The sequence below is a fragment of the Sphingobacterium sp. BIGb0116 genome, assembly GCF_024808035.1.
GTDB lineage: Bacteria > Bacteroidota > Bacteroidia > Sphingobacteriales > Sphingobacteriaceae > Sphingobacterium > Sphingobacterium paramultivorum.
Window position 1 is genome coordinate 356,237 of the sequence record NZ_JANUDT010000008.1, and the last position, 24,834, is coordinate 381,070.

Below are 24,834 nucleotides of genomic sequence, written 5' to 3' on the forward strand. Positions count from 1 at the left end.
TATGCTCCACTTATAAAATTAAAAATACAAATGTTTAGCCAAGTAATTATCCTGTTGATCATTAACGTATTGCCTTCCTGATTCTTTTACTTGCTGTTCGATATCGGACAGTGCTTTGTCCACAGCTGAACAGACAAGTTTATTTTTATTCATCACGTAGACTGTCAACAGGCTTTGTTAGAGCCGCTCGTATCGCTTGTGAACTTACAGTAATTAAAGCAATAAAAACGGCTAGCGCTCCTGCTAGCACAAACATCCACCATTGCATCTCAATACGGTACGCAAAATTCTCTAACCATTTGTGCATCATCCACCAAGCTAGGGGAGAAGAAACGATAATGGCAATTAGAACGAGTTTGACGAACTCAGTGGAAAGCATGCGTGTGATGTCGGGAACTGTAGCTCCAACAACTTTCCGGATCCCTATTTCTTTTCTGCGTTGATTGGCGGTGAAAATAGCCAAGCCGAATAAACCAAGGCAGGCCACAAAAATAGTCAGTCCCGCAAAGATGCTCAGTAATTTACCTGTTTTCACTTCTGCTTGGTAGGTTTGTGCGTATCGGTCATCCAAAAAGGAATAGCTGAATGGAATGTCTGTTGGAAAGGAACGATAGAGAGACGCTAATTTTTGAATGAGCTTCTCCATATCGGCTGTTTGGGTTTTGAGAATCAAACTCCCGGCTTGATCGCTAAGAACCATCACAAGCGGAGAGATCTGCTCATGTAAAGAGCGAAAATGGAAATCCTTAACGACACCAATAACACGATAGCTTTTGTTGTCTTTATTGGTCAATATTTTGCCAAGGCTATGATCGTTCCAACCTAGATCTTTTGCTGCAGTTTCATTGATGATGACAGAAAGGCTGTCATTACCAAATGTTTTTGCGAAATTTCGTCCTTCTTTAAGCTGCATACCCATAACCGGAATATATTCTTCATCTATATCGTAACGAATCGTTTTGACCCATTGATCAGTATTGCCATCTGGATAGATGAAAAAATTGTTGTTGTTACTTTCTCCGGCGGGGAGATAGGACGAATGAGAGACATGCTTGATTCTACTATCTTGCATCAATAAATTATAATATGTCTTTTCGTTTTTCCCCAAAGGCCAGCTCTGTATAATAAGGACATTATCCTTGTTATATCCAAGTTTAATATGACGCATATAATCCAGCTGCTGAACAACCACCACGGTTCCAAAGATAAGTCCGACGGAAATGATGAATTGAAATACAACAAGCCCACTGCGTAAATTAAGGCCTTTAGTCGAACGACTTATTTTCCCTTTTAATACACGGAGCGGATTAAATGAGGATAGATATAACGCGGGATAGCTGCTGGAAAATAGACCGACGACTAAACCAAAAGTCAGTAGGAAGGGGATAATTTTAAAAGCTTCAAGTTTTTGAATTTCAATCTCTTTGCCTGAAATCTGATTAAATAGAGGAAGGGCAAGTAAAACAATTCCCAAAGCTATTCCCAAGGAAATATAAGTCAGGAGGACGCCCTCCAGCATAAATTGTCGCATCAGGTTTTGTTTGTCGGCACCCAATACTTTTCGTACTCCTACTTCTTTACACCGTCTAAACCCACTGGCTGTAGATAGATTCATGAAATTAATTGTGGCAATCAATAGCATAAAGAGTGCAATAGCACTAAAAATATAAACATAACGTATATCCCCCGGAGCGCTGAGGTCGTAGTTGAAATTCGAATATAGATGGATATCTGTGAGCGGCTGTAGGTAAAGACCGATCTTATTTCCCGTTTTCTTGTATTCTTGGTAACTCATGCCAAAACCTGCTATAAATTGTGTAGCAACATGTTTGTCGAATAGAGTGGCTAAGTTTTTTTCGAGCTTTTCACGTGAAGCATTCTTCGAAAGCAGCGCATAAGTATAATATTCGGAAGTCATCCACGAATCTGATCGTGAATCTTCCAGTGCATCCAAAGAGGTAAATACATCAAAATGAAAATGAGAGTTTTTAGGGACATCTTTGATTACTCCAGTGATTTTGAGGATATTTGGACTATCTTTGATGATGAGGTCTCGACCGACAACATCGTTTGTGCCGAAGTATTTTAAGGCGGTGGATTCGGATATCACTGCAGAATTTGGGGAAGAAATAGCTGTAGACAAATTCCCTTTGATAAAAGGGAGCGTGAAAATTCTGAAGAAAGAAGCATCCACGAAAGCCATTTTTTCTTCGTGAAACACTTTATTATTGACGACAAATAGAGGGGATCCACCGATTCTTAGTCGTGCAGTTTCTTCAACTTCGGGCAGCTCTGACTTCATTGTCGAAGCTACAGGTGGCATCACATGTGCCTCATTGATCGTTCCGCCCTTGACAGTTCCTCTGAAAACAACACGTACAATACGGTCTGCATGCTCGTTGTAACGATCAAAACTAAATTCATCGGTCACATATAAGCTGATCAAAAGGCAGGTTGCAATTCCCATGGCCAATCCAACGATGTTGATAAACGAAGTGGAGAAATTGCGGGTTAAATTTCTCCATGCTATTTTTAAATTATTCTTGATCATATTGAGGCCCCTTTATTACTATAAATGAATATTTACTCGTTTCGTAAGCTATCTACTGGATTGTTTAGTGCGGCACGTATTGTTTGGAAATTGACAGTAATGATGCTGATTAAAAAGATGGCAAGCGCGGCAAGGATAAAGAACCACCATTGTACGCTCACATTGTACGCATAATCTTCGAGCCATTTTTTTGAAAAATACCCCGCTATTGGACTAGCAATAAAAATAGCCAAGGTCGTTAAGATGAGATAATCTTTTGAAAAGAGACGTGATATGTCGAGCACTGTTGCGCCTAGGACTTTGCGTATGCCAATTTCTTTGGTACGTTGTTCGAGATTTTGCATAATCAATCCTGTGATTCCTAAGGCAGAAATCAACAATGTCAATGCACTGAATAGGATAAATAATTGCACTTGCTTGCTCTCTTTTTCATATTGTTTTGCAATCAATTCATCTATCCAATGGAAGGAAACGTGTTTATCTGGATAGGTATTTTGTATAATTTGAGATACCGATCGAAAGATTTGTTGTTCTTGTCCTTTCCCTACTTTTATCAGAATATTGCCGCTTCCGTTAAAATCTTTTGCCAAAATCACTGTTGGTACTATTTTGCTACGAAAAGACTCACTATGGAAATCTTTAATGATTCCGACGGGGATAATTTGAAGGTCTTTATACAGGATACCGAGTTTTTCTATCCCAAGCTTTTTTGCCGTACTTTCGGTCACAAGGGCATTATTGATACCTTCGTCTTCTCCCAAATCCATTTCAACATGCGTATAATCTTCAGCAGTCAATAATCGACCCTTAACCAACTGGATTCCCAAAGTCTTGGACAAATCGACATCGCCACCGATGAAACTGACTTGGATATTTTTCCCTGGATCGTCCTTGTCAACGATTGTCTTGGCGAGGTAGCCTGACCCGATTGTCGGCGTCCAGGCAGCGACGCTGACCGATTCAACCCCGGTAAGTTGACCAATTCGATCTTTTATATTTGTATTCTGTGTACCCTTGTTGAAATAATCGATGTTAAGCACATTTTTGACTTCCATTCCCAAGGGAGCTGCTTGCATATAGCTGAGTTGGGACTTGATTGTTATAAGGCCAATGATGACGATAATGGCAATGCTAAACTGTGTTGTGATAAGCATTTTTTTGATAAAGACTTCTGCATTGGGAATTTTTGATAGCTTATTTTTTAAGGCATCTGAACTCTTAATACCGGAGATCAGCCATGCTGGATAAAAACCAATTAGCAGGCCGAGGGCAATTGCAGTCGTGATAAATGCCAATAGCAACGGGAGTTGTATGGATTTAATATAAGCGAGATCATAGCCTATAAAGTGTTCCAGTTGGGACAATCCAAGTCTAAAGAGTAACAAACTACATAATGCAGAAATAAAAAACAGTAGGATTGTTTCCAATAGCATTCGTCTGATCATTTGGGCTCGGCTGGCCCCCAATACCTTATGTATATGAAGTGCTCTTAATTTTTTAACTGTTCTTACGGCGTAAATATTAATAAAATTGATACAGGAAATAATAAAGACCAAAACGGCAACACCTACAAATATGTTTGTTGTTTTTTGGTTGCCGCTGATATCAGCACTGCCTAATGGCTCCATATATATATCCTGAATAGGCTGCAAGCGAAAGGAAGTCACCTGTTTTGTGTTAGGACTGAGGTATCCTTTATACCAATGATTTAGTTTCTGCTCAAGATCTATTCTTGGTGTCCCGGGTTTTAGCTGTACAAATTGTTCGGTGTAGTAGCCTGAGCCATCTTTGCTTAATTCCATCGATATTTTGGGGACTAAAGCAATGGCGGAAGCTCTGAGCGTTGAATTATAAGGAAGATTATCCATAACACCCGTAATGATATAATCGGATGGCTGATCGGTATAGGGGTCGGCACTTTGGATGACTTTGCCGATGACATTTTCGTTCTTAAAGTACTTTTCTTTGAATTCTTTGCCGATGAGCAAGTTTGTTTTTCCTTGGACCAGCTGTTTGGGATTGCCTTCGAGAACCTTGATGCTCAACATATCCAAGATGTTTATTTCCGACTCCAAAACCTGTATGCCTATGGGCTGTGCTGAGCCTGCATGCGGTTTTAAATAATATTTTCTGGATTCTATCCGAGCCTCATTTTGAATCTCCGGAAATACTTGTTTGAGTTCCGTACTTAAATTAACGAATGTTCGGGACATTTGGCGTTCAAGGCCAGCCGTTGAATCTATAGTGACAATCCGAAAGAGATGATCCGCATTTTTCCAGCTTTTGTCATATGAATTTTCTTCAATGACAAGAGCGAATACGAGAAGACACAAGGAAAAGCCAATACTTAACCCTAAGATATTGATCCAGGTATATTGTCGGTTGCTAATGAGGATGCGAAAAGTAAGTTTGAATGAATTCATGCCTTTCTTTATGGTCTAAAACTATAGGAAACAATGTTGTTAAACTTTGGGCTACTCATCGCGTAAACTGTTAACAGGATTACCTAATGCAGCTTTAATTGCTTGATAGCTTATCGTGGCCATACTAATCAGAATAGCTAATAGTCCAGCAATGACAAAATAATACCACTGTATCTCAATTCGATAACTGTAATCTTGTAACCATTTATCCATGGCCCACCAAGCGATAGGTGTGGCGATAAAAATTGCGACCACAACAAGCTTAATAAAATCGATTGATAGTAAAGAGGTTACTTGGGTGACACTTGCTCCAAGAACTTTGCGGACAGCAATTTCTTTCATGCGCGTTTCAGCCATATAGGCGATTAATGCCAGTAAACCCAGACAGGAAATAAAGATCGTCAATCCTGCAAAGATCATGGCCAGTGTACCTATAGCTTTTGTCTCTTTAAATTTTTCTTCGTAGGTCTTGTCAATGAATTGATATTCAAAAGGATAATCTGGGTTGAACTTTTTAAAGATTGATTCAATCGTTTTTAAGTTGTCTGCGATATTATTGTTTGGATTTAGACGATAATGGATCGTTGTAAACCAGGCTTGCGGTCCTAATATCACCATAGGTTTATTGTCTCCAAATGGCGATCCAATAATGAAATCTTTGACCACTCCAACTACGGTCCATTTTGTTCCATCGCCATCCACAATGCTGTTTATAGGGCTCTTTAGATGGAGACTTTTAACGGCAGACTCATTTAAAATTACGGCTGTACTGTCCGTTGCAAATTTATAGATATCGATGTCGCGGCCTTGGATCAATGTCAAACCAAGGTTCTTTACAGCATCGGCATCGGTACTAAAACGGTTATAGGAAATGCGTTTGTCCTGTTCCGTTGGTGTCCCGGAGGTAAATCCCCAGCCATTGCTATAGAAATCAGTTACCGGCGACATGTTTTTCGAAACAGAAACAACTGCGTTGCTGGCTAACAATTCATTTCTAAGAATTTTGTAATTCTTCTCAAGATCACCTTGGATACTGCTATAAAGTAGTCCATTTTCATTATAACCCCGGTCGCGCTGCTTGGTATATTGGATTTGTTTCGCGACAATGACTGTTGCGATAATCAATATAATAGCGAGACTAAACTGAATGACGACTAAGAGCGAGCGAATACTAAGGCCTCTTGTTTTAGAAACAAATTTCCCTTTCAAGGTCTTGATAGGCTGAAATGAAGAAAGGAAAAAGGCCGGGTAGGTACCCGCTAACACACCCGTAAATAAGGCAAAACCAATTAAAAAAAGCCAGGTTGGTAAGTTTAATAACGATAAGCTAAGCTGTTTTCCGACAAGCTCGTTAAAAAATGGCAGGACAATAAAAACAAGTATAGTCGCGAGTACCATGCCGATCAGGCTAATCAATATGCTTTCAACCAGGAACTGCACCATTAGGCTTGTCTTATTAGCTCCAATTACTTTGCGGACACCGACTTCTTTTGCGCGGCGTTCGGAACGTGCCGTACTCAAATTCATAAAATTGATGCTTGCCACCAATAAAATAAATACACCAATCCAAGCAAATAGCTTGACGATATCGATACGTCCGGAAGTATAATTTCCTCCTTTTCCGCTATTGTAAAGGAAAGAATCTGGATAGGGGAAGGCAAAAATCTCACCCGTATTTCTTGCAGAAGTATAACCGGCAGCTTTATTACTCGTATTGATATGATCTCTCAGATAGGTTCTGATTTTGTCGTTAAATGCGTTGACTGAAGCACCTTCTTTTAACAGGATATAGGTAGTTATTGAATTATTGCTCCAGTTATCGTCTACGTAACCAATTATTTTTGCATATTCAAATGGGAGGAGGATGTCAAATTTGAAACTTGAATTACTCGGAAGATCTTTAAGTATAGCTTGTACGGTGACTTGATTAACTGAGTCTATCCGAACTGATTTTCCAATGGGATCTTCATTTCCAAACAGCGCTTTTGCGTAACTTTCCGTGAGAACAAGACCTTTGGGATGATCAAATCTCACATTCTGTTCTCCTTTCACAAAAGGCAAAGAAAACATTTTGAAAAAACCAGGATCGATGAAAACAGTATTTGCTATCAGTTTCTTTTCATTGAAAGTTGTTAAAAATTGCGGTCCCTCATTATATCTGGTAAAAGCTTCGATATCTGGAAAATCTGCAGCCAATGAGGGCGCTAATATTTTAGGCGTATAGGCCCAGGCTGATTTTTCGCCTTGAAATTCGTCACGATTACTCAATACGTGCAGGCGATCACCCTTCTCATGAAAGCGGTCCATGGTTAACATGTTCTGCAACCAAAGTGCTATAAGTAATGCTCCGGCCATACCGATCGCCAATCCGATGATGTTAATCAAGGAGAAGGATTTGTTTTTCATCAGGTTGCGCCACGCGATTTTGATGTAATTTTTAAGCATATTTGTCGTATTTTTATCGATAAATAGAAAAAACTTGAATTTAAAGGTCCCGCTTGTTATTTATCAGGTGTCTTTATTTTTAATAGCTACTAAAACAATTACTCGTCTCTTAAACTATCAACCGGGTTCAGAATCGCAGCTTTTATGGTTTGAAAACTAATGGTGATAAATGATACCAATAATGCACTTATCGCCGCCACAATAAATACCCACCAGTCTAGCGTGATGTGGTAAGCAAAATTTTCTACCCAGCGGTGCATAGCATACCAGCCCAAGGGTAAACTGATCAATACGGCACACAGGACCAGGGCCATAAAGTCAACACTCAATATGTTGACAATCTTGATCGTTGAAGCACCTAATACTTTACGAATACCGATCTCTTTGAAGCGTTGTTGCACGGCATAAGCTGATAATGCAAATAGTCCCATACAGGCGATAGCAATTGTAATGATGGAAAATAACTGCATTACCCATGTTGTTTGCTGATCTTTGAGATATAACTTGTTATAATCATCATTGAGAAAGTGATATTCAAAACTGTTTTTTGAATCAATATCTTTTATAACAGCTTTTATCTGCGCAAGAACATCTTTTACCGGCGATGTCGGATTGAGTCGAATAAAAATATTGCCGAAATAATCATATTCAGGAAAAAGTACAATTGGTTTGACTTCGTTGTGTAATGATGCAAAGTTAAAACTAGCAACAACTTGTTTGATGCTGCCCTTACGTCCGTTCAAGTTGATTTTCTTTCCAATAGCCTGTTCGGGAGTAAAACCCATGGCGGATGCAGCAAGTGTATTCACTACAAACCCATATTCTGGTGAAATAGTGTCTTGCGCGCGCAAAATGTCCGCATCTGACAGCGGTGCGCCGGCAACGGATGGAATATGAAAAACGGATACGAAATCTTTTTCAATCGGAATTGCAGTGACATCCATATCAAAATCATTGGGTTGGCCTTCTACTTCACTGACGCTGTAGCCACCTTGAATATTGACGGGATTGTCATACGAAGCGGTAACGCCCTGGACATTATTGAGCTGCATTAACTTTTCTTTTAATAGCTGCCTTTCTTTATTTTGCCATCCTCGGCCATCAATGACCAACATATCAGAGCGATCCAATCCTGTGTTTTTAGACTGGATAAAATCCATCTGTCTACTCGCAAATAAGGTGCAGATAATAAAAAATATAGAGATACTGAATTGAAAAGTAACGAGTACCTTGCTCAATGATATACCATGTCGTTTTTCAGTTAGTTTTCGCTTAAAAATGGAAATAGGTTTTGAGCTAGCGATTGAATAGGCAGGCCAGCCACCTGACAGCAGCGTCAACAAGGCTATGAAAACAAGTAAAATCGTATAAAACCGAGGGTCTGTCCATACGGTTAATCTCATTTCGGTACCCATAAATGAACTGAATACGGGTAACAAGAGTACCGTAGTCAGAAGGCTAAAACCAACAGCTAGAAAAACCATGAGGCTACATTCAAAAAAGAACTGAAAGAATATCGTTTTCTTTGCTGCACCCAAAACTTTCTTGACACCGATTTCTTTCTTGCGTTCAAGCGCATGTGCTAATACCAAATTTGTAAAATTGATGCAGGTTAAAATAATAAGCGCAGCACCTAACGCCATTAAAATATAGATATAAGTAATGTTTCCTGTGCCTGCTGCTTTGGAGTGGAGATGGATATCGGTCAGCTTTTCTAGGACAAATCGAAATTGATAGCCTTGTTTTGTTGCTTCGGCGAATTTTGATTTTGTCATTTGGTCCAATTTCTGTTGGATTGAACCGAACTGATCTTTGTTTTTTAGGAGCGCTATGGTTATATCATTTGCAGATGACCAAGCCATTTCTTTGTAGCGTTCTAATCCTTTGTTGGAAAGGAGTGCAGAGAAGTTCAACTGTGTATTTGTGGGCAAGTCTGCAATGATACCTGTGATTTTCCAGTTGACTTTGTCAATGGATAGTGTCTGACCGATGGCCGACTGATTGGGGAAATATTTCGCTGCGAGTTTTTTTGTTAAGACAATCTGATTTGGTTCTGCTAAGGCTGATCGTGAATCACCTTCGAGAAAGGTAAAACCTAAAGTTTTAAAAACATTTTGGTCAGCATAAAGTAGGCCTTTTTCAGTTATTAGTCCCTCTTTGGATTCTATTTTACCGCCTTTGGAATAGCTGTAGAATCTGGTTGCCTGTTCTACATCCGGAAATTCAGCTTGTAAAGCAGGCGCTAAGCCTGTTGGTGTTACTGCAGAATTTACTTCTTCCGTGCTATTGGGTGCTTTATAGGTGAGGCTAATATAAGCTAGACGGTCCGCATTTGGAAGGAAACGCTCATAACTGGATTCATGATATATGTACGCTGCCAACAATAGAAAACATGTTATTCCGATACTGAGGCCAAACATATTTAAAAGAGAAAATCCTTTGTTTTTTCTGATATTCCGCCAAGCAATTTTAAAATAGTTCTTTAACATGGTTATGAGCATTTAGACTGTTAATTAGGCTATATTCTTGTCACTTAGCTCGCTTTAGTAGAAGGCTCCGTTATTCGAAAAATAGCAAAGCCAAGTAGTTCAATTCGTTTGCCATAAATATAATGTATTGATTTTTAGGTTTTTGGTGTGTTTTTATGGCGGTTTTAAATGTTCGGAAACGGACAGTATAGTGTCCGTCCCCGAACAAATTGGTATTATTCGCTTCTTAAGGTTTTTACAGGATTTGCTAATGTTGCTTTAATCGCTTGGTAACTAACGGTTAATAAGGTGATGATTAGCGCGGTTAAGCCTGTGATAGCAAAGACCGTCCATGTAATTGATATGCGGTAGACATAGTCTTCGAGCCATGATTCCATGAGGAGATAGGCTAAAGGGGCTGCGAGTAAAAAGCCAATGCCTGTGAGCCAAATGTATTCTGTGGAAAGTAGTCGCCACAAGCCAAGTTCTGATGCACCCAATACTTTACGAATGCCGATTTCTTTTTCTCGTTGCTCCGTAAGAAAGGAAACCAGTGCGTAGAGACCGAGACATGAAATGAGTATGGCCAACCCTGTAAATAAACTGGTTAAGCTCTTGATCATTTCCATCTGTTGAAACTCTTTGGCATATTCCTGATCCGTAAATGTATAATCAAAAATGAGATCAGGATCTATGCGATTGAACGCTGTGGAAATCGCTTTTAGGTTTTGTTTGAGATCTTGATTTTCATCCAGTTGAAGCGTTATCTTATTCTTTGGTAAAAATTTTAGAAAATAAGCCGTCGGTGTAATGGATTTGAAAGGAGATTCGGAAAGCGTATTTTGAATAATACCCAAGATGTGGTAATTGATACCGGCACGTGAAAGCTGTTTGCTGTTTAGGTCGGTAACTGCCATAAATTTGGCCGCCGCTTCGTTCAGAATAACAGCAGTTGAATCTGTTTTGAAATCTTTTGAAAAATTGCGTCCTTTTATAAAATTCCACTGTACAGTATTAGCAAAGTTTTCATCTACGGTGAAGATCCCCATGATCGCACCGTCTTTGGAATCATTACCTTGCCAATTAAAACCACCACCTGTTAAGGATAGGTGGTTCACAAAGTTGGAAGAAAGGGCGGCATCAGCGACAAGGCGCTGACCGATCAACTCTTTTCGAAGTACATCAAAGTTTTTGACGATAGTTGAATTGGATGAAGTAATGTTTATCAAATTTGAACTTTTATAACCTATTGGACGATCCTTGGTGAAATGCAGTTGCTGAATCACCAGATAAGTAGATATCATTAGGAAAATAGAAATAGCAAATTGCACGATGACCATTGCCTTTCTACTTCTTGATCCGCCTTTTCGGCTGTTAATTTTACCTTTAAGTGCAAGAATAGGATTAAAAGCCGATAGAAATAACGCGGGGTACATACCTGCTAAAAGACCTATAACGCCTATTCCTATTAGGGAGTAGCCATAGAAACGAATATCGGTAAAAGGGATATGCAGTGTCGTATGTGTAATCGTTTTGACCCAAGGCAAAAGCAATGTAGCGAATAGAACAGCTAACAAAAATGCGCAGGCTACAGCGAGGATTGACTCAACAAGAAAGCCTGCAATAAGCTGCCGGCGGTTGACGCCAACAGATTTTAAAACCCCGATTTCTTTTCCTCTTTTTAAGCTTCTAGCCGTACTCAGGTTAATAAAATTGATACTGGCCAATAAAATGATGAATACGCTTATCCAAACAAACATCCATACATATTGAATCTGTCCGCCTACGTTCTTTCCATTCTTGAACGAATCATATAAATGCCATTTGGACATCGGATGTAACAGGATTTCAGGTTTTATATCCGTCAGTTTTTTGTTGATGATATTTGTTAGTTTATTTTCCAAAGCGGGAACAAAGGCATCATTGTCGATCTTGGCGAAAGTGCTGAAATAGCAGCTGGACCAGCTTTCTTCAATACCTTGGTCTTTAGCAAGATAATCGACAAACGGCAATACATAATCTAAGCCATAAAAAGTGTTGTTTTCAGGAATATCTTTATAAACACCTTGAACAGTATACTGTTCTTTACCATTCAATTGAAGTGTTTTCCCGATGATATCTACCTTATCAAACAGTCGTTTTGCTAAGGATTCTGAAATTATGATGGTCGATGGATTGCTCGGTGTGGTACTATTTCCTTGTACAGATTCGAGAGAAAATAATTCGGCAAATTTTCCCATAGCATAAAACCCTGGTGCATTAAGCTTCTTATCACCTACCTTAAGATTGTTGCTTTCCATATTCGTGATCAGTGCTGCATCTTGCATTTCATTTTTGAAATCAGACGCGATCGTTTTGACCAAGGGAATAGGGGTGGAGCGATCAGTAGATTTCTCATCATTGAAAGTTCCAGTCATCATGACCTGATAAATATGTTGATAATTGCTGTAATGCTTATCAAAAGAAAATTGTTTCAGTACCCATAATGTACTTATCAGGGCAACAGTAAACCCCAGTGCTAATCCCAAAATATTTATTGTTGTGTTTAAGGGACTGCGCTTCAAATTTCTCAGCGCTGTTTTTAGGAATAATCGAATCATTTTATGCTGTTGTTTTGGTTCTCAAATATAAACTATTCATCGTGCAAACTTTTTACAGGATTGGCGTATGCCGCTTTGATGGACTGGAAACTCACCGTAAATAATGCAATAGCAATGGTTATCCCCGCCGCATATAGAAATATGGTAAATGGGAGAGTCGTTCTGAAGGCAAAACCATCGAGCCAATTTATGCTGAAATATACAGCGATTGGTACTGCGATGACATTGGCTAAAATGACTAAGAGTAAAAATTCCCTGTTTAGTAATTGTATAATGTTAAATACAGTTGCGCCAAGAACTTTTCTGATTCCAATTTCTTTGGTTTTAACCTGTGCGGTGTAAGTACATAATCCCAAAAGTCCCAGGCAGGATATCAGGATAGCGACCAGTGCGAAAAAATTGAATAGCGCACCCTGTTTCTGTTCATTCATATATTGGTTCTGGTAACTTTCATCAAGGAAACTATAGTTCATCGGCATATCATCATAATAGCTTTTCCAGATCTGTTGCAGTGAGTTCAGCGCGGAACCAGCCCCGGAAGTCGTTGTTTTGATATAAAGCTGCCAGCAATCTTTGGGGCTATATTGGAATACCATGGGTTCAATTTTTTGTCTCACGCTTGCATAATTAAAATCTTTTACAACCCCAATAATAGTTCCTGGAACTGTTCGAATACGTAAGCGTGTGCCAATGGGATCTTTTAGCCCCATTTCCCGTACGGCCGTTTCATTGATAATGAAATGGGTTGAATCTGCTGTTGATCCCGTAAAATTACGACCTTGTGTAAGTTTTATCTTGAAAAAATTGAGCGCAGATTGATCGGAATACGTGATGTTAAACCAGAGGTTTGATTTACTGGGTTTTCCGTCCCAGTCGTTATCTCCAGTAGAACCACCGCCATAGACCATATCTCTACCGAGGCGAATAACGGCATCAATATCCTTATTTTTTAGAAGTTCACTCTTTACTGCATCAAAATGTTTAGACATTTTCGGTGCCATGGCAACGGAAATAATGTGATCTTTTTCGTAGCCTAAATTTTGATGTTTTATATAATCTAATTGACGACCGATAACAATTGTTAAAGTGATAAGGATTATAGAAACAGTGAACTGTAGGACAACCAGTATTTTTCGTGCACTGGAGTTTTTTAATGCAAACCGACCCTTCAATACCTTAATTGGATCAAACTTCGATAAAAGCAGAGCGGGATATATACTGGTGAGTAACAACGTACCCAGGAGCATGGCCAATACACTTGACCATAGCATAGGGTTGGAGAGTTGCAGAGAAATATGTTTTCCGGAGAAGTTATTAAACAAAGGGAGACAGCTGAAAACGATGGCTAATGCTAGGGTTGAAGCAATGGTAAAGAGCATAGTTGTTTCCAATATAAATTGGAAAAAAAGTTCCTTTTTACCTGCGCCGATAACTTTACGTATACCCACTTCTTTGGCGCGTGACAACGAGCGTGCAGTAGAAAGATTGATATAATTAATACTTGCAATTACAAGAATCATAATCGCCACACCTGTGAAAATTCGAACATTTCCAATACCGCCGTCACTACCATCCATTTGGTATAGATGGACCTTCGCCAGCGCTTGAGCAACGTAGGGTACAGGGGCATCCTCGGGTTTATTTCGCTCGTGTATGGATTGTAGTATTTGTGCGACTGCCGTCGGGTTAGCATCAGGTCTCAATTGTAGGTAGGTCTCAAAAGAAAAACTAGACCAATCCTCATCCATGGACGACAGAAAAGTTTTATTGTCGTAGGTAGTTTTATTTTTGATATAGGCTTGCTCATTAAATCTAGAAAGGGGCATCAGCACCTGATATTGAAAGGTGGAATTTTCAGGGTAATCGGCAATAACGCCGGAGACGACACATAGATCTTCTATTCCTAATACGACGGTTTTTCCAATTGGATTTTCATCGCCAAAATAACGGCGTGCTGTACGCTGGGTGATTACAATTGAATTGTTATCAGGGAAAGGTCGCTTTGGGTCGCCTTGCAATATGGAAAAGTCAAAAACACTAAAATAGCTGGGATCCACAAACGCAAAGTTCTTTTCATTAAACCTTTTATCTTTATACTTGATGGCGGCATCGCCGATTTTAAATATGCGTACAGCATCCTGAACTTCGGGAATCTCCTTCTTGGCAGAACTTCCAACCGGAGCAATGATGGATCCAAAGATTCGTTTTGATATCCCCGTTCCCCCTTCTATTCCAATTTTGTAAATGGAGCGCTGATGTTTATGGAATCGGTCAAAGGATAGCTCATCTTGTATCCATAGCAATAGAAATATCCCCACAACCATTCCTGCTGTTAATCCTAAAATATTAATGGCACTGTAGAATTTATTAGAAAAAATACTTCGCCATGCGGTTTTGATGAAGTTCTTTATCATTGTTATGGGGTTTTAAGTTCTTAATACATGTTATGAATACACATAAACCTATCTCTTTTACTCGCTTATTTACTCATCCCTTAGACTATTAATCGGGTTTGCTTTTGCTGCAAAGACACTTTTGGTTGATAGTACAAGACTTGCAAATGCAATCAACCCCAGTGCAGACAGTCCAAAAATCCAGGGACTTATCGTAGTTCGATAAACAAAGTCGTTCAGCCAGCTATGCATAAAATAATAAGCAATTGGAAAAGCTACTAGACAGGCTATTGCAACCAGTGATAGCAAATTCCGAAGCAGTAAAAATGTGATCTGGAAAACAGATGCCCCCAGTACTTTACGGATTCCAATTTCTTTTGTGCGTTGATTTGCCGTAAATATGGCTAATCCAAATAAACCCAGTCCGGCGATGATCATAGAGAGCCCTACCGCCCAGGATAAGAGTTTAGACAGCTGCTTCTCCTGTGTATAGAAGTTTTGGATGACCTCATCCACAAACCGCAGGTCTAATTCATCATCAGGAAAAACCGATTTGTAGCTTGACGTTATTTTATCAATGGCATTTTTCCAGTTTTCGGGATGTGATTGCTCCAAAGCGATATGGAGTACGTATCCTTCTTTGCTACCGGTATAAAGAACCGGTTTGACCCCTTGTCGAGCAGAAGCCAAATCAAAATCCTCCATTACACCAACGATGATATTTTGTCCATTTTCGAAGGTTTTGCCAATGGCATCCTGCGGATTTTTGATATGTAGTAGCTCAAGGCCCTTTCTATTAATCAGCATTTCACTGGTTGAATCCAATAGACGGATATTTCTTCCTGCTAAAAGTGGAATCTGATAAACATCTAAATAGTTTTCATCACCAGAGCGGCTATCAAAAGTCAAGGATTCCTTGTCCGGCGATTGATCGTAAGAGATTGCGGTAGTCATCCAGCCGTTCATCGCAGGAGCAATGTTCCCGAAACTGATTGCCTTAATATCTGTTAGCTTTTTGAGCTCATTTTTAAGGACTACACCTTTTGCCGAATTTTGAAAAGCTCCCGGAATATAGACATTAACAATAGCGTCCTTTTGAAATCCCATGTCTCGATGGGAGACGTAATTGATTTGCCGGACAACAACGAGCACACAAATCAAAAAAGCCTGAGCTAATACAAATTGGAAAATAGTCAGTGCTTTGCGTATCCATGCGCTTCGGGAAAGATTCGTGTTCTTTCCGAGCTGATTTTTGAGTGCTAGCACCGGAGCATATCCTGTCAGTACCCAGGCAGGGTAAAATCCGGCTAGTAAGGTTACTAAGACCAATTGTCCAAATAGAAAGAAAACAATAACGCTTTTGTCCAGACCTTCCATGCTTAGGTTTTTCGGAATAAATCCTTCAAAGACATGTAAGAACAATGGCAATAATAAGACTGCAAGTAGTGTTGCTGTCAAAGTGATCAGAAAAGTTTCGATCAAAAACTGTTTGATCAATGTAGTTTTAGAACTACCCAACGTCTTACGAATGCCCACTTCTTTGGCTCTTTCAATAGACTGAGCCGTGGATAGATTGATAAAATTTACGGCCCCCAGGGCTAAGAGGAAGACTGCAAGTAAAATAAGGTTGCGTAGTGCTTCCGGATGGGTAGCGTCATAATTAAATCTTGTATCAAAATGTACATCTGCCAATGCTTGTAATTCAAGTTTGTCGTTGATTTTCTCTCCTTCTTTGTATTTATATTTTTTAAGGAGATTAGCAATATTTCGTTCCAGTAGATGCGGATTGCTTTGTGCTTTTGTTTTGATAAGTACTTGATGTGAATCCGATATGCTATTCCAAGCTTCCCATGTATACATGTTTTTTAAATTGTTATCCTGTGGGATCGTCGACTCAGCGATGAAGCTTTCAAAATTGAAATCCGAATTATGCTGCGGATTTTCAATTACACCAGCGACCTGAAGTGGGATACTATCTGCATAGATGATGGTTTTGCCAATCACATTTGCAGGCAGTTCTTTTCCATAAAACTTTTCTAATGTTTTCTCTGTAAGGATAATATTTCCGGATGAATTCAAAGCCTTAGCACTTCCAGCCAACCATTTTGAAGGGAAAATATCAAAATATTGACTGTTCGTGAATACCATCTTCTGTTCTTTCGGGAAAGTCTGGAATTTGTCTGTTGCCAGAGAAACTTTCAGCTTTTGGACATGGCTTCGATAAATCGGGGCTACGGCCTCCAAGTTGGGTAACTCTGCTTGCATGGTGCGTACCAACGGTACGTAGACGCCGGCATTTTTGAACTCTCCGTTATTGACAACACGATAGACCTGTTGTTGATTGGGAACATGTTTATCAAAACTGTAGTCGTATTGGATCATCAGGAAAATAACCAACGTCGCGGTAATACCAATCGCAAGACTCGTGATATTGATAAACGTGATCAACTTATGTTTTTTTAAAAAACGATAGGCTGTTTTAAGTGAATTTACAATCATTGTTATTTCGTTTTTTGTTAACCCTCTGATTTGATATACTCGTGTCGCTATTCGTCCCGTAGGCTATTGACAGGATTTTGGATAGCCGCCTTGATCGATTGAAAACTAATGGTCAGTACTGCCGCAAATAGTGCAAGTCCAGCGCCTAAGATAAAAGGTGTTGCCGTAAGGTCGATGCGGTAGTAAAAATCTTCCAGCCACTTGCTACACGTCCACCAGGTCAATGGTGCGGCAATTAGGATACTGATTAAAATGAGCTGTACGAAGTTCTTTGCCAATAAATGAAAGATACTAGGAATACTTGCACCCAAAACTTTGCGTATACCGATCTCTTTGCTGCGTTGGAAAGCCGCAAGGGTAATCAGCCCAAAGAGACCCAAACAACCGATTAAAACAGCAACAATTGTACTTACGTTGATTAATTTGGCCAGATTTTGCTCTTTTTGATAAAGAGAGGCAATCGTTTCATCGTAAAATTTTACTTCGATTGGGTATTCCGGGAAAAACCGCGCATATATTTTATTGATCGCTTCGATACTACCTTTCCATTCCTTGCTGTTTCCCGATAGTTTCATGTTAAAGGTATATGCACCGCGACTAAAACTGCGCAAAGCCAAAGGTGTAATTTCTTTATAGAATTCCTGGGCATGAAAATCTTTAATAACGCCAACGATCGGGAAGGTACTGTCTTCTTGACCAATTGACTTCCCGATAGCATCTTGAGGGGAATTGAAACCGAATGCCTTGACAGCAGATTCATTGATAATATAGGCATTGACAGTATCGGATTGTGGTAGGTTATTTCCCGCGATTAGCTTCATGTCATATACAGCTATATAATTCGGATCTGCATTTTTAAAGAAAATATCGGATGAAATTTTTTCTTTTAGTGTAGGGTCTTGTCGATGAAACCAAGATGATGAATAATTATTTGATAAGGGCTTGCTACCGATTGACGCTGCCGAAACACCTTTTATTTTTTGGATCTCATGTAGGAGTGTTTGTTTCTTACTTTGATCCAGTTTTTCCTCATAAAATTTGTTGATGAGCTTGGAAGGTAGATCGAAGGTAACAACAGCATCTTTGTCAAACCCCATATCTTTGTTGAGGGTATAGGAAAGTTGTTGCCCGATAATGAGGGCCGAAACCGTAAAAAATTGAGCAATAAAGAATTGGAATACAATCAACGTTTTCCGAAGGTTGATTTGTGTTTTTCCGATTTGGAACTGCTTGCCGGCACGAAATAAGTTGACAGGCTGTACCTTTTTAATTAACCAAGAAGGATATGCCGAGGAAATTAAAGTCGTTACGGTCAGTAAAATTGCGATAAACAGCATTGATGTCGTCGAACTGGTAAAATCCTTAACTTTCTCCGGAATCATTTCCTGAAAATAGAAAAAGGCCAATTTCGTCAGAAAGACCGAACAAACAAGTGCAATGGCAATGGTTAAAAGCGATTCAAAAATAATTTGGCTAACCAATTTTCCCTGACTACTTCCCAATGTTTTACGGACACCGATATCTTTACTTCGTGCTGGGATTTGTGCCGTACTAAGATTGATATAGTTGATACAGGCCAAAAGCATCAGAAAAGCAGCTACGGCAATCAACCCATAAATAACGGTTTTGCTTGTTCTTTCGGCGTACCATTCTTTAATGTGGACTGCAAAATGGGAATCTTTTAGCGGCATGACCACGACCTTACGGTTGTAATCAAACTTAGGTTTTTTTTCCTGGCTGAATTCCTGCCATTTTTTTTGTCCGATTTTATTGATAGCTGCCTGGATTGGAAGGTCTTTTACACCATCTTTTAATCGGATATAAAGTTTGTCGGAACCATTGGTATTCGTCCAGACATTCAGTGGGTAGACTTCTTCTTTAAGCAATATGAATTCTGTACCATTGAACTCCGTGTTGAAGCCAAGGTCATCAACAATGCCAGTAACCGTTTTGGGTATGCTGTCGTTATAAAAGATGGTTTTGCCGATCAAGCCCTGGGCAGCCTGGTTTGGGAAATAAATGGCAGCCCTTTTTTTTGTCAGTACAATGTCGTTGGCAGTTGAAAATGCGTTCTCAGGTGAACCTGCTAACCATTTGTAGCCAACGAGCTTGAAGTAGTCGCTGGTAGTCTCCGTCACATTGCCTTCAGCCTCATCAAAGTCCTCGACAAGTTTTTGATTTTTTTGTCCCTTGTTGATTGTGACGGATTCCATTTGATAATTTCTGAATGCTGGAGCGACCAGTTCCACGCCCGGAATTTCTTTTCGGATGGCCTGATAAAACGGCTTGGCCAATCCCCCATTGTAATTATCCTTGCCATCATTTTTAAACTGAGAAATGATCCGATAGGTTCGATCAAGCGGAGGAACTCCAGCTTCAAAACTATACTCATAATTGACAATCTTAAATATGACCCAACAGGACGTAATGCCGATGGCTAGTCCAATAATATTTAATAGGGAGAATAGTTTATTCTTCCAAAGTTGTCGAATTGCCGATTTTAATAGAAGGTTGCTCATAGCTGGAGTATCGTGATGGGATTAAATTATATTGTTATTCGTCTCTTAAACTATCTACAGGATTTGCCTTGGCAGCCTTGAGTGTTTGAAAACTCACAGTTACTAATGCGATAATGATTGTAGCAAAACCAGCAAAGACAAACATCCACCATTGTGGTTCAATGTGATAAGCAAAATTGTCAAGCCATTTTTTCATCGCCATCCAAGATAGCGGTGTCGCGATGAGAAGCGCTACAGCCAATAACTTGATGAAGTCGGAAGAGAGCAGGAGGATTAAATTATAAATGGATGCACCGAGAACTTTCCGTACGCCGATTTCTTTGGTACGCTGTTGGGCTGTATATGTAACAAGTCCCAATAAACCTAAACAGGCAATAAAAAGTGCCAGTCCGGAGAAGGCTGTGAAAAGTCTTCTAAAATTAAAATCCGCTTCATATTGACGATTGAAATTGTCGTCAAGAAAGCTATATAAAAATGGACGGTTTGGTACAAGTTCATTCCACAGCTTGCCGATTCTGGCAACGGTCTCAGGCTGGTTTACATGTTGGATATTCAAGGTTAAATATCGGCTGCTGCTTGGTTCAAGTCGCAAAGCTAAAGGCTCAATCTTACGGTGCAAAGAAAGGTAGTTGAAATCTTTCACCACACCGATAACCGTTCCTTCTCTTCCCCATTGACGAAATTGTTTGCCAATAATATCTTGTGGATTTGAATAGCCCCATTGTTTTGCGGCAGATTCATTGATAACAAGTGAATGGACCGTATCTGCTGGGAAATCTCTGGAATAGGCACGCCCTGCGGCCATTTGCAGACCAATATTAGGAATAAAGTCAACATCGACTTCATATAAGAAAGGAGCAAATTGACTCATTGTTCCATTTGCTGACATGATTTCTGTCCCTGCATTTGGAAAAAATGTTCCCGGTACCGTACGTGATGCCGTGACAGACAAAACATCTTTATCTTTTGCAAGTGTAGATTTTATCGCTTCAAGGTTATTGTTTACTTTATCATCAAAATTATAATCAATGACCAGTCGTTGATCTTTTTGAAATCCAAGATCTCGGTGCTGTAATTGATCTAGTTGAGAAAAGACGACGACTGTACCTGCAATGAGCGCAATAGAAAGGCAAAATTGGAAAACGACTAATACGCGACGTAATAATATACCCCCTTTGCTGTTGCTATAACTTCCTTTAAGTACTGTAATGGGGTTGAAATTAGCTAGAATCAACGCGGGATAACTGGCAGCAAGAAGTCCTGTAAAAATGGTAGTGAATAGGAATATTGCCCAGGTCGTTCCATCTTTCAGGGACGAATAATTGAGGTGTTTGCCCGAGAATGTTTCCAAAAAGGGAAGAAAGGCCATAACGAGCAGTATAGCCAAAATACTACTGACGAATACAAGAACCAATGATTCAGACATAAACTGAAAGATCAGATTGCTTTTGCTTGCTCCTATGGTTTTTCGTACGCCTACTTCCTTTGCTCTTTCCATTGACCTTGATGTAGCCAGATTCATAAAGTTCACACAGGCAATCAGTAATATGAATCCGCCAATAATGCTGAATATGTATAAATTCTGATAGCTTCCATTGGTACCGGGTTGACGATCCGCAGACGAGTGCATGTAAGCTTGCAGAAGTGGCTCGATATGGAAATTGTATTTTGCGTTTGGGTTTTCATTTGTTGGGAGATTCCGTTTGAGAAACTCCGGTATTTTTTGGTCGAACTTTACAGGATCAAAGTCTTTTGAAGCGAGAAAGTAGGTGTAAAAATCGACATAATCCCAGCCTTCTTTATTAAAAACATCGGGTCTTGCGTTTCGGAATGTACTCATCGAGAGCAGTGCATCGAACGTAAAGTGTGAATTAGCAGGTACATCAGCCATTACAGCTGTTACAGTATATAGACCTGCGTCAGCACGGCCCGCAGCTAAGCCTCCCTCAAGCGTCTTGCCAATGGGATTTTGATCTCCGAAATATTTCTTAGCGGTACTTTCTGTTAATACGACAGAATAGGCGTTCTTTAAGGCTGTATGAGGGTCGCCGGCCAAAACCTTCCAACTGAAGACATCAAATGCAGTAGAGTCCATGAAAAATACATTTTCCTCCTGGAATCTTTTATCGCCTTGTTTGAGCAGGATAGACGTTTGTCCTGAAAATTGAACGACCTTCTCGATTTCAGGGAAATCTGCTTTGATGGCTTCACCGATTGGACCATTGCCCCAGATTTGATGCTGCTCTGTGCTGCTTATATCTTTATAGTCATGGACGATGCGGTAAATTCGATCTTTATTCACATGATATTTGTCGTAAGACAATTCATTTTGTACATAAATTGCTATCAATAGGCAACAGGCTAATCCTATTGCCAAGCCAATTATGTTTATGGTTGAATACCCTTTATTTTTAGAGATATTGCGCCAGGCTATTTTTATATAGTTCTTGATCATTGTTTTATTCTTTAGTTTTAGTGTATCAATATGTTTAATCCACTTTTACTGTATTTTTCTTTTTATTCGTCTCTTAAACTATCTACGGGATTGGATAAAGCTGCCCGAACAGCCTGGTAGCTGACGGTAATAATGGCGATCAGCAAGGCCAGGATACCACCGAAGACAAATGTTTGCATCTCTAGATCTGTTTTATAAGCAAAATTGCTTAACCATTGTTTCATTAGGTAAACTGCAATAGGGCAGGCAATCAGAATGGAAATGGAGACGAGTATCACGAAATTTTTCCCCAATAGCCGGACGACTCCAAAGGTGCTAGCTCCAAGAACTTTACGGATGCCGATTTCCTTTACACGCATTTGCGCTTCGTGAGTTGCCAACGCAAACAGACCTAAAGCAGATATAAAAATGGCGATGCCAGCGAAAATATTGAACAACAAACCTGTGCGCTGCTCGGATTTATATAGATTATCAAATTGCTGATCAATAAAGGTGTAGTTAAAAGGAGCATCTGATGGATATCGGTTATAGATCTTTTCTAAAGCTTTAATGGCCTCAGGGGCTTTTGTCGTACTCGTTTTAACATAAAGTGTGCCTGATCCCCAGCGCGTCCAGAAGACCATTGGCCCTATTTTATCTTTGATGGATTTGAAGTGAAAGTCTTTCACAACACCGATAATTTGCCCAGGGAAATCGTGGAAACTCATATTGGATCCTACGTACGGCGGTTTTAATCCCATTTGTTTCGCCAAGGTCTCGTTGATGATATAGCCGGACGAATCAACCGGCATGCCGCTAAAGTTTTTTCCTTCGAGGAATTGCATGTTCATCAAGGGAATAAAATCCTTATCGATGGTCGCTTGAGCAACAATGAGTTTGTTGTCTTTGGACTTGCCGGGCCAATCTATATCGCCCGTGGCATTTCCGAAATCCGTCATGTTGTAAACACCGGATAGAGAGACCGCCTGTATGGCATTGTTGCTTTTGAGTTCGGCACGTATAGCGTCCATATGTTTGTAGGCTTCCTCTGGAAGGCCTAGGGTTAGCACATGGTCTCTGTCATAGCCGAGGTTGATCTTCTGGATAAAAGCCAATTGGTTTCGGATCACCAATGTACATACAATAAGGGTCACGGAGAGCGTAAACTGGAAAACCACCAATATTTTACGCATGGTATTTGAGGAAATACCTTTTACTGATTTTCCTTTTAACGAATTAATGGGATTGAATGAGGAAAGCTGTATCGCAGGATATATACTGGACAGTCCCAATGTGCCTATAATTGCTGCCCCAATATACAGCCATATCGTCGTATTATGGAAAGATAGGCTGATTGATTTTTGTGCGATCTGATTATATCCGGTATGAAGAATCACTATAAGGATGAAAGCGATCAGTAGTGAACAAAGAAATACAACAACAGTTTCTGTGATAAATTGTAGGAATAAATGGAGACGGTTGGCGCCGATTATTTTACGGATACCGACATCTTTCGCCCGATCCAACGCTCTTGCAGTACTCAGATTGACATAATTTACCGCACCGATCACCAGAAGTAATATTGCAATGATCCCAAAAATCTGAACCATGCGAAGCGTCGATTTATTTCCGTCAGGAGCTATTAAATGCATGGTTTTGAGTGGATCTAAAACAAATATAGTCGAGTTTTCACCGTCGCGGGCTTTGGTATAAGTGTCTGTGACCGATTTTCCAATAAGTGCGGCAGAAGCATGAGGTTTGACTTTAATATAAGTTGAAAAACTATAGTTACCCATATCTTCATCTATAGTTTTCCATTTACCGTTACCGCCCCAGTTTGTAAACCGCTGTGCATGATAACCCAGTGGAATAACTACATCGAATTGCATCGAAGAGTTTTGTGGAATATCGTTTAGGATACCCGCTACAGTGAAGAGATCTTTTTGGTAACGGAAAGTTTTTCCAATGGCTTTTTGCGTACTAAAAAGTTTCTCGGCTGTTGAAGCCGTGATCAGTGCCTGCTTATAATTTTCCTGAAAACCTGAGAGAGAGCCCTCTTGCAATGGAAAATGAAACATCTTGAAAAAATTACCATCTACATAATAGATGTTCATATCAGTTACCGGACGTTTCAGTTTGTCATTGACCAATGTGGTACTGTAATCCTGCGAAACTCGCGTTGCGTAATCTACCTCCGGTACATTTTGTGCATAGTTTCCTATCGGCCCGGGAGATGTCCCCCATATCGAACCGTTGTGCTCGGGATCCAAATGAGAATTGACTTTGTAAATCTGTTCAAAGTCTGGATGAAATTTATCAAAGCTCTTTTCATCCTGTACCCAGAAGATAATTAATATAGAGGCAGTAAGGCTGACCGACAGACCTAATATATTGATAGCAGTATAGAATTTTCTTTTCCTTAATTCTCTAATTGCGGTTATTAAATAGTTCTTTATCATAGGGACAGGTGTTTGTTGTATTGATCACTATTGAGCTTCTTTA

General features: G+C 39.7%; 11 protein-coding genes. All 11 read right to left on the reverse strand.

Annotated features, from left to right (window positions below; translation table 11 throughout):
• Positions 1–18: 18 nt before the first annotated feature.
• The 11 genes from M2419_RS19590 to M2419_RS19640 all read right to left on the reverse strand — a co-directional run bounded on the left by M2419_RS19590 (position 19) and on the right by M2419_RS19640 (position 24,791).
• A complete protein-coding gene (locus M2419_RS19590) occupies positions 19–153 on the reverse strand; it encodes a hypothetical protein (RefSeq protein ID WP_259255529.1) in 135 nt (44 codons plus the stop codon).
• Entirely contained in the window at positions 146–2,551 is a 2,406-nt protein-coding gene (locus M2419_RS19595) for an ABC transporter permease (protein ID WP_182330067.1), read from the reverse strand. The genes M2419_RS19590 and M2419_RS19595 overlap by 8 nt, the downstream gene beginning before the upstream one ends.
• Before the next feature lie 32 nt (positions 2,552–2,583).
• Entirely contained in the window at positions 2,584–4,974 is a 2,391-nt protein-coding gene (locus tag M2419_RS19600; protein ID WP_259255530.1) for an ABC transporter permease, read from the reverse strand.
• Between the two features lie 51 nt (positions 4,975–5,025).
• Positions 5,026–7,419, reverse strand: a complete 2,394-nt coding sequence (locus tag M2419_RS19605) for an ABC transporter permease (RefSeq protein ID WP_259255531.1) — start codon at positions 7,417–7,419, stop codon at positions 5,026–5,028.
• 98 nt (positions 7,420–7,517) lie between these two features.
• Positions 7,518–9,908 (reverse strand): ABC transporter permease, encoded by a 2,391-nt coding sequence (locus tag M2419_RS19610; protein WP_194932907.1) that lies wholly within the window; start codon positions 9,906–9,908, stop codon positions 7,518–7,520.
• A 215-nt stretch (positions 9,909–10,123) separates the two neighbouring features.
• Positions 10,124–12,487 (reverse strand): FtsX-like permease family protein, encoded by a 2,364-nt coding sequence (locus tag M2419_RS19615; RefSeq protein ID WP_259255532.1) that lies wholly within the window; start codon positions 12,485–12,487, stop codon positions 10,124–10,126.
• 32 nt (positions 12,488–12,519) lie between these two features.
• Positions 12,520–14,901 carry an ABC transporter permease gene (locus M2419_RS19620; protein WP_153847191.1) on the reverse strand — a complete coding sequence of 794 codons (2,382 nt, stop codon included), beginning with the start codon at positions 14,899–14,901 and terminating at the stop codon, positions 12,520–12,522.
• 69 nt (positions 14,902–14,970) lie between these two features.
• Positions 14,971–17,379 (reverse strand): ABC transporter permease, encoded by a 2,409-nt coding sequence (locus M2419_RS19625; protein WP_259255533.1) that lies wholly within the window; start codon positions 17,377–17,379, stop codon positions 14,971–14,973.
• A 47-nt stretch (positions 17,380–17,426) separates the two neighbouring features.
• The gene (locus tag M2419_RS19630; RefSeq protein ID WP_259255534.1) at positions 17,427–19,898 is read right to left on the reverse strand and encodes an ABC transporter permease; all 2,472 of its coding nucleotides are present in this window, start codon (positions 19,896–19,898) and stop codon (positions 17,427–17,429) included.
• A gap of 34 nt (positions 19,899–19,932) precedes the next feature.
• A complete protein-coding gene (locus M2419_RS19635; RefSeq protein WP_182330056.1) occupies positions 19,933–22,353 on the reverse strand; it encodes an ABC transporter permease in 2,421 nt (806 codons plus the stop codon).
• A gap of 62 nt (positions 22,354–22,415) precedes the next feature.
• On the reverse strand, positions 22,416–24,791 hold the full coding sequence (locus M2419_RS19640; protein ID WP_259255535.1) for an ABC transporter permease: 2,376 nt from the start codon (positions 24,789–24,791) through the stop codon (positions 22,416–22,418).
• Positions 24,792–24,834: the final 43 nt, after the last annotated feature.

Bases quoted from the DNA above. Each gene is read 5' to 3' on its own strand.
- M2419_RS19615 (WP_259255532.1), bottom strand. From the start codon at position 12,487: ATGATTCGATTATTCCTAAAAACAGCGCTGAGAAATTTGAAGCGCAGT.
- M2419_RS19605 (WP_259255531.1), bottom strand. From the start codon at position 7,419: ATGCTTAAAAATTACATCAAAATCGCGTGGCGCAACCTGATGAAAAAC.
- M2419_RS19640 (WP_259255535.1), bottom strand. From the start codon at position 24,791: ATGATAAAGAACTATTTAATAACCGCAATTAGAGAATTAAGGAAAAGA.
- M2419_RS19590 (WP_259255529.1), bottom strand. From the start codon at position 153: ATGAATAAAAATAAACTTGTCTGTTCAGCTGTGGACAAAGCACTGTCC.
- M2419_RS19610 (WP_194932907.1), bottom strand. From the start codon at position 9,908: ATGTTAAAGAACTATTTTAAAATTGCTTGGCGGAATATCAGAAAAAAC.
- M2419_RS19620 (WP_153847191.1), bottom strand. From the start codon at position 14,901: ATGATAAAGAACTTCATCAAAACCGCATGGCGAAGTATTTTTTCTAAT.
- M2419_RS19635 (WP_182330056.1), bottom strand. From the start codon at position 22,353: ATGATCAAGAACTATATAAAAATAGCCTGGCGCAATATCTCTAAAAAT.
- M2419_RS19630 (WP_259255534.1), bottom strand. From the start codon at position 19,898: ATGAGCAACCTTCTATTAAAATCGGCAATTCGACAACTTTGGAAGAAT.
- M2419_RS19595 (WP_182330067.1), bottom strand. From the start codon at position 2,551: ATGATCAAGAATAATTTAAAAATAGCATGGAGAAATTTAACCCGCAAT.
- M2419_RS19625 (WP_259255533.1), bottom strand. From the start codon at position 17,379: ATGATTGTAAATTCACTTAAAACAGCCTATCGTTTTTTAAAAAAACAT.
- M2419_RS19600 (WP_259255530.1), bottom strand. From the start codon at position 4,974: ATGAATTCATTCAAACTTACTTTTCGCATCCTCATTAGCAACCGACAA.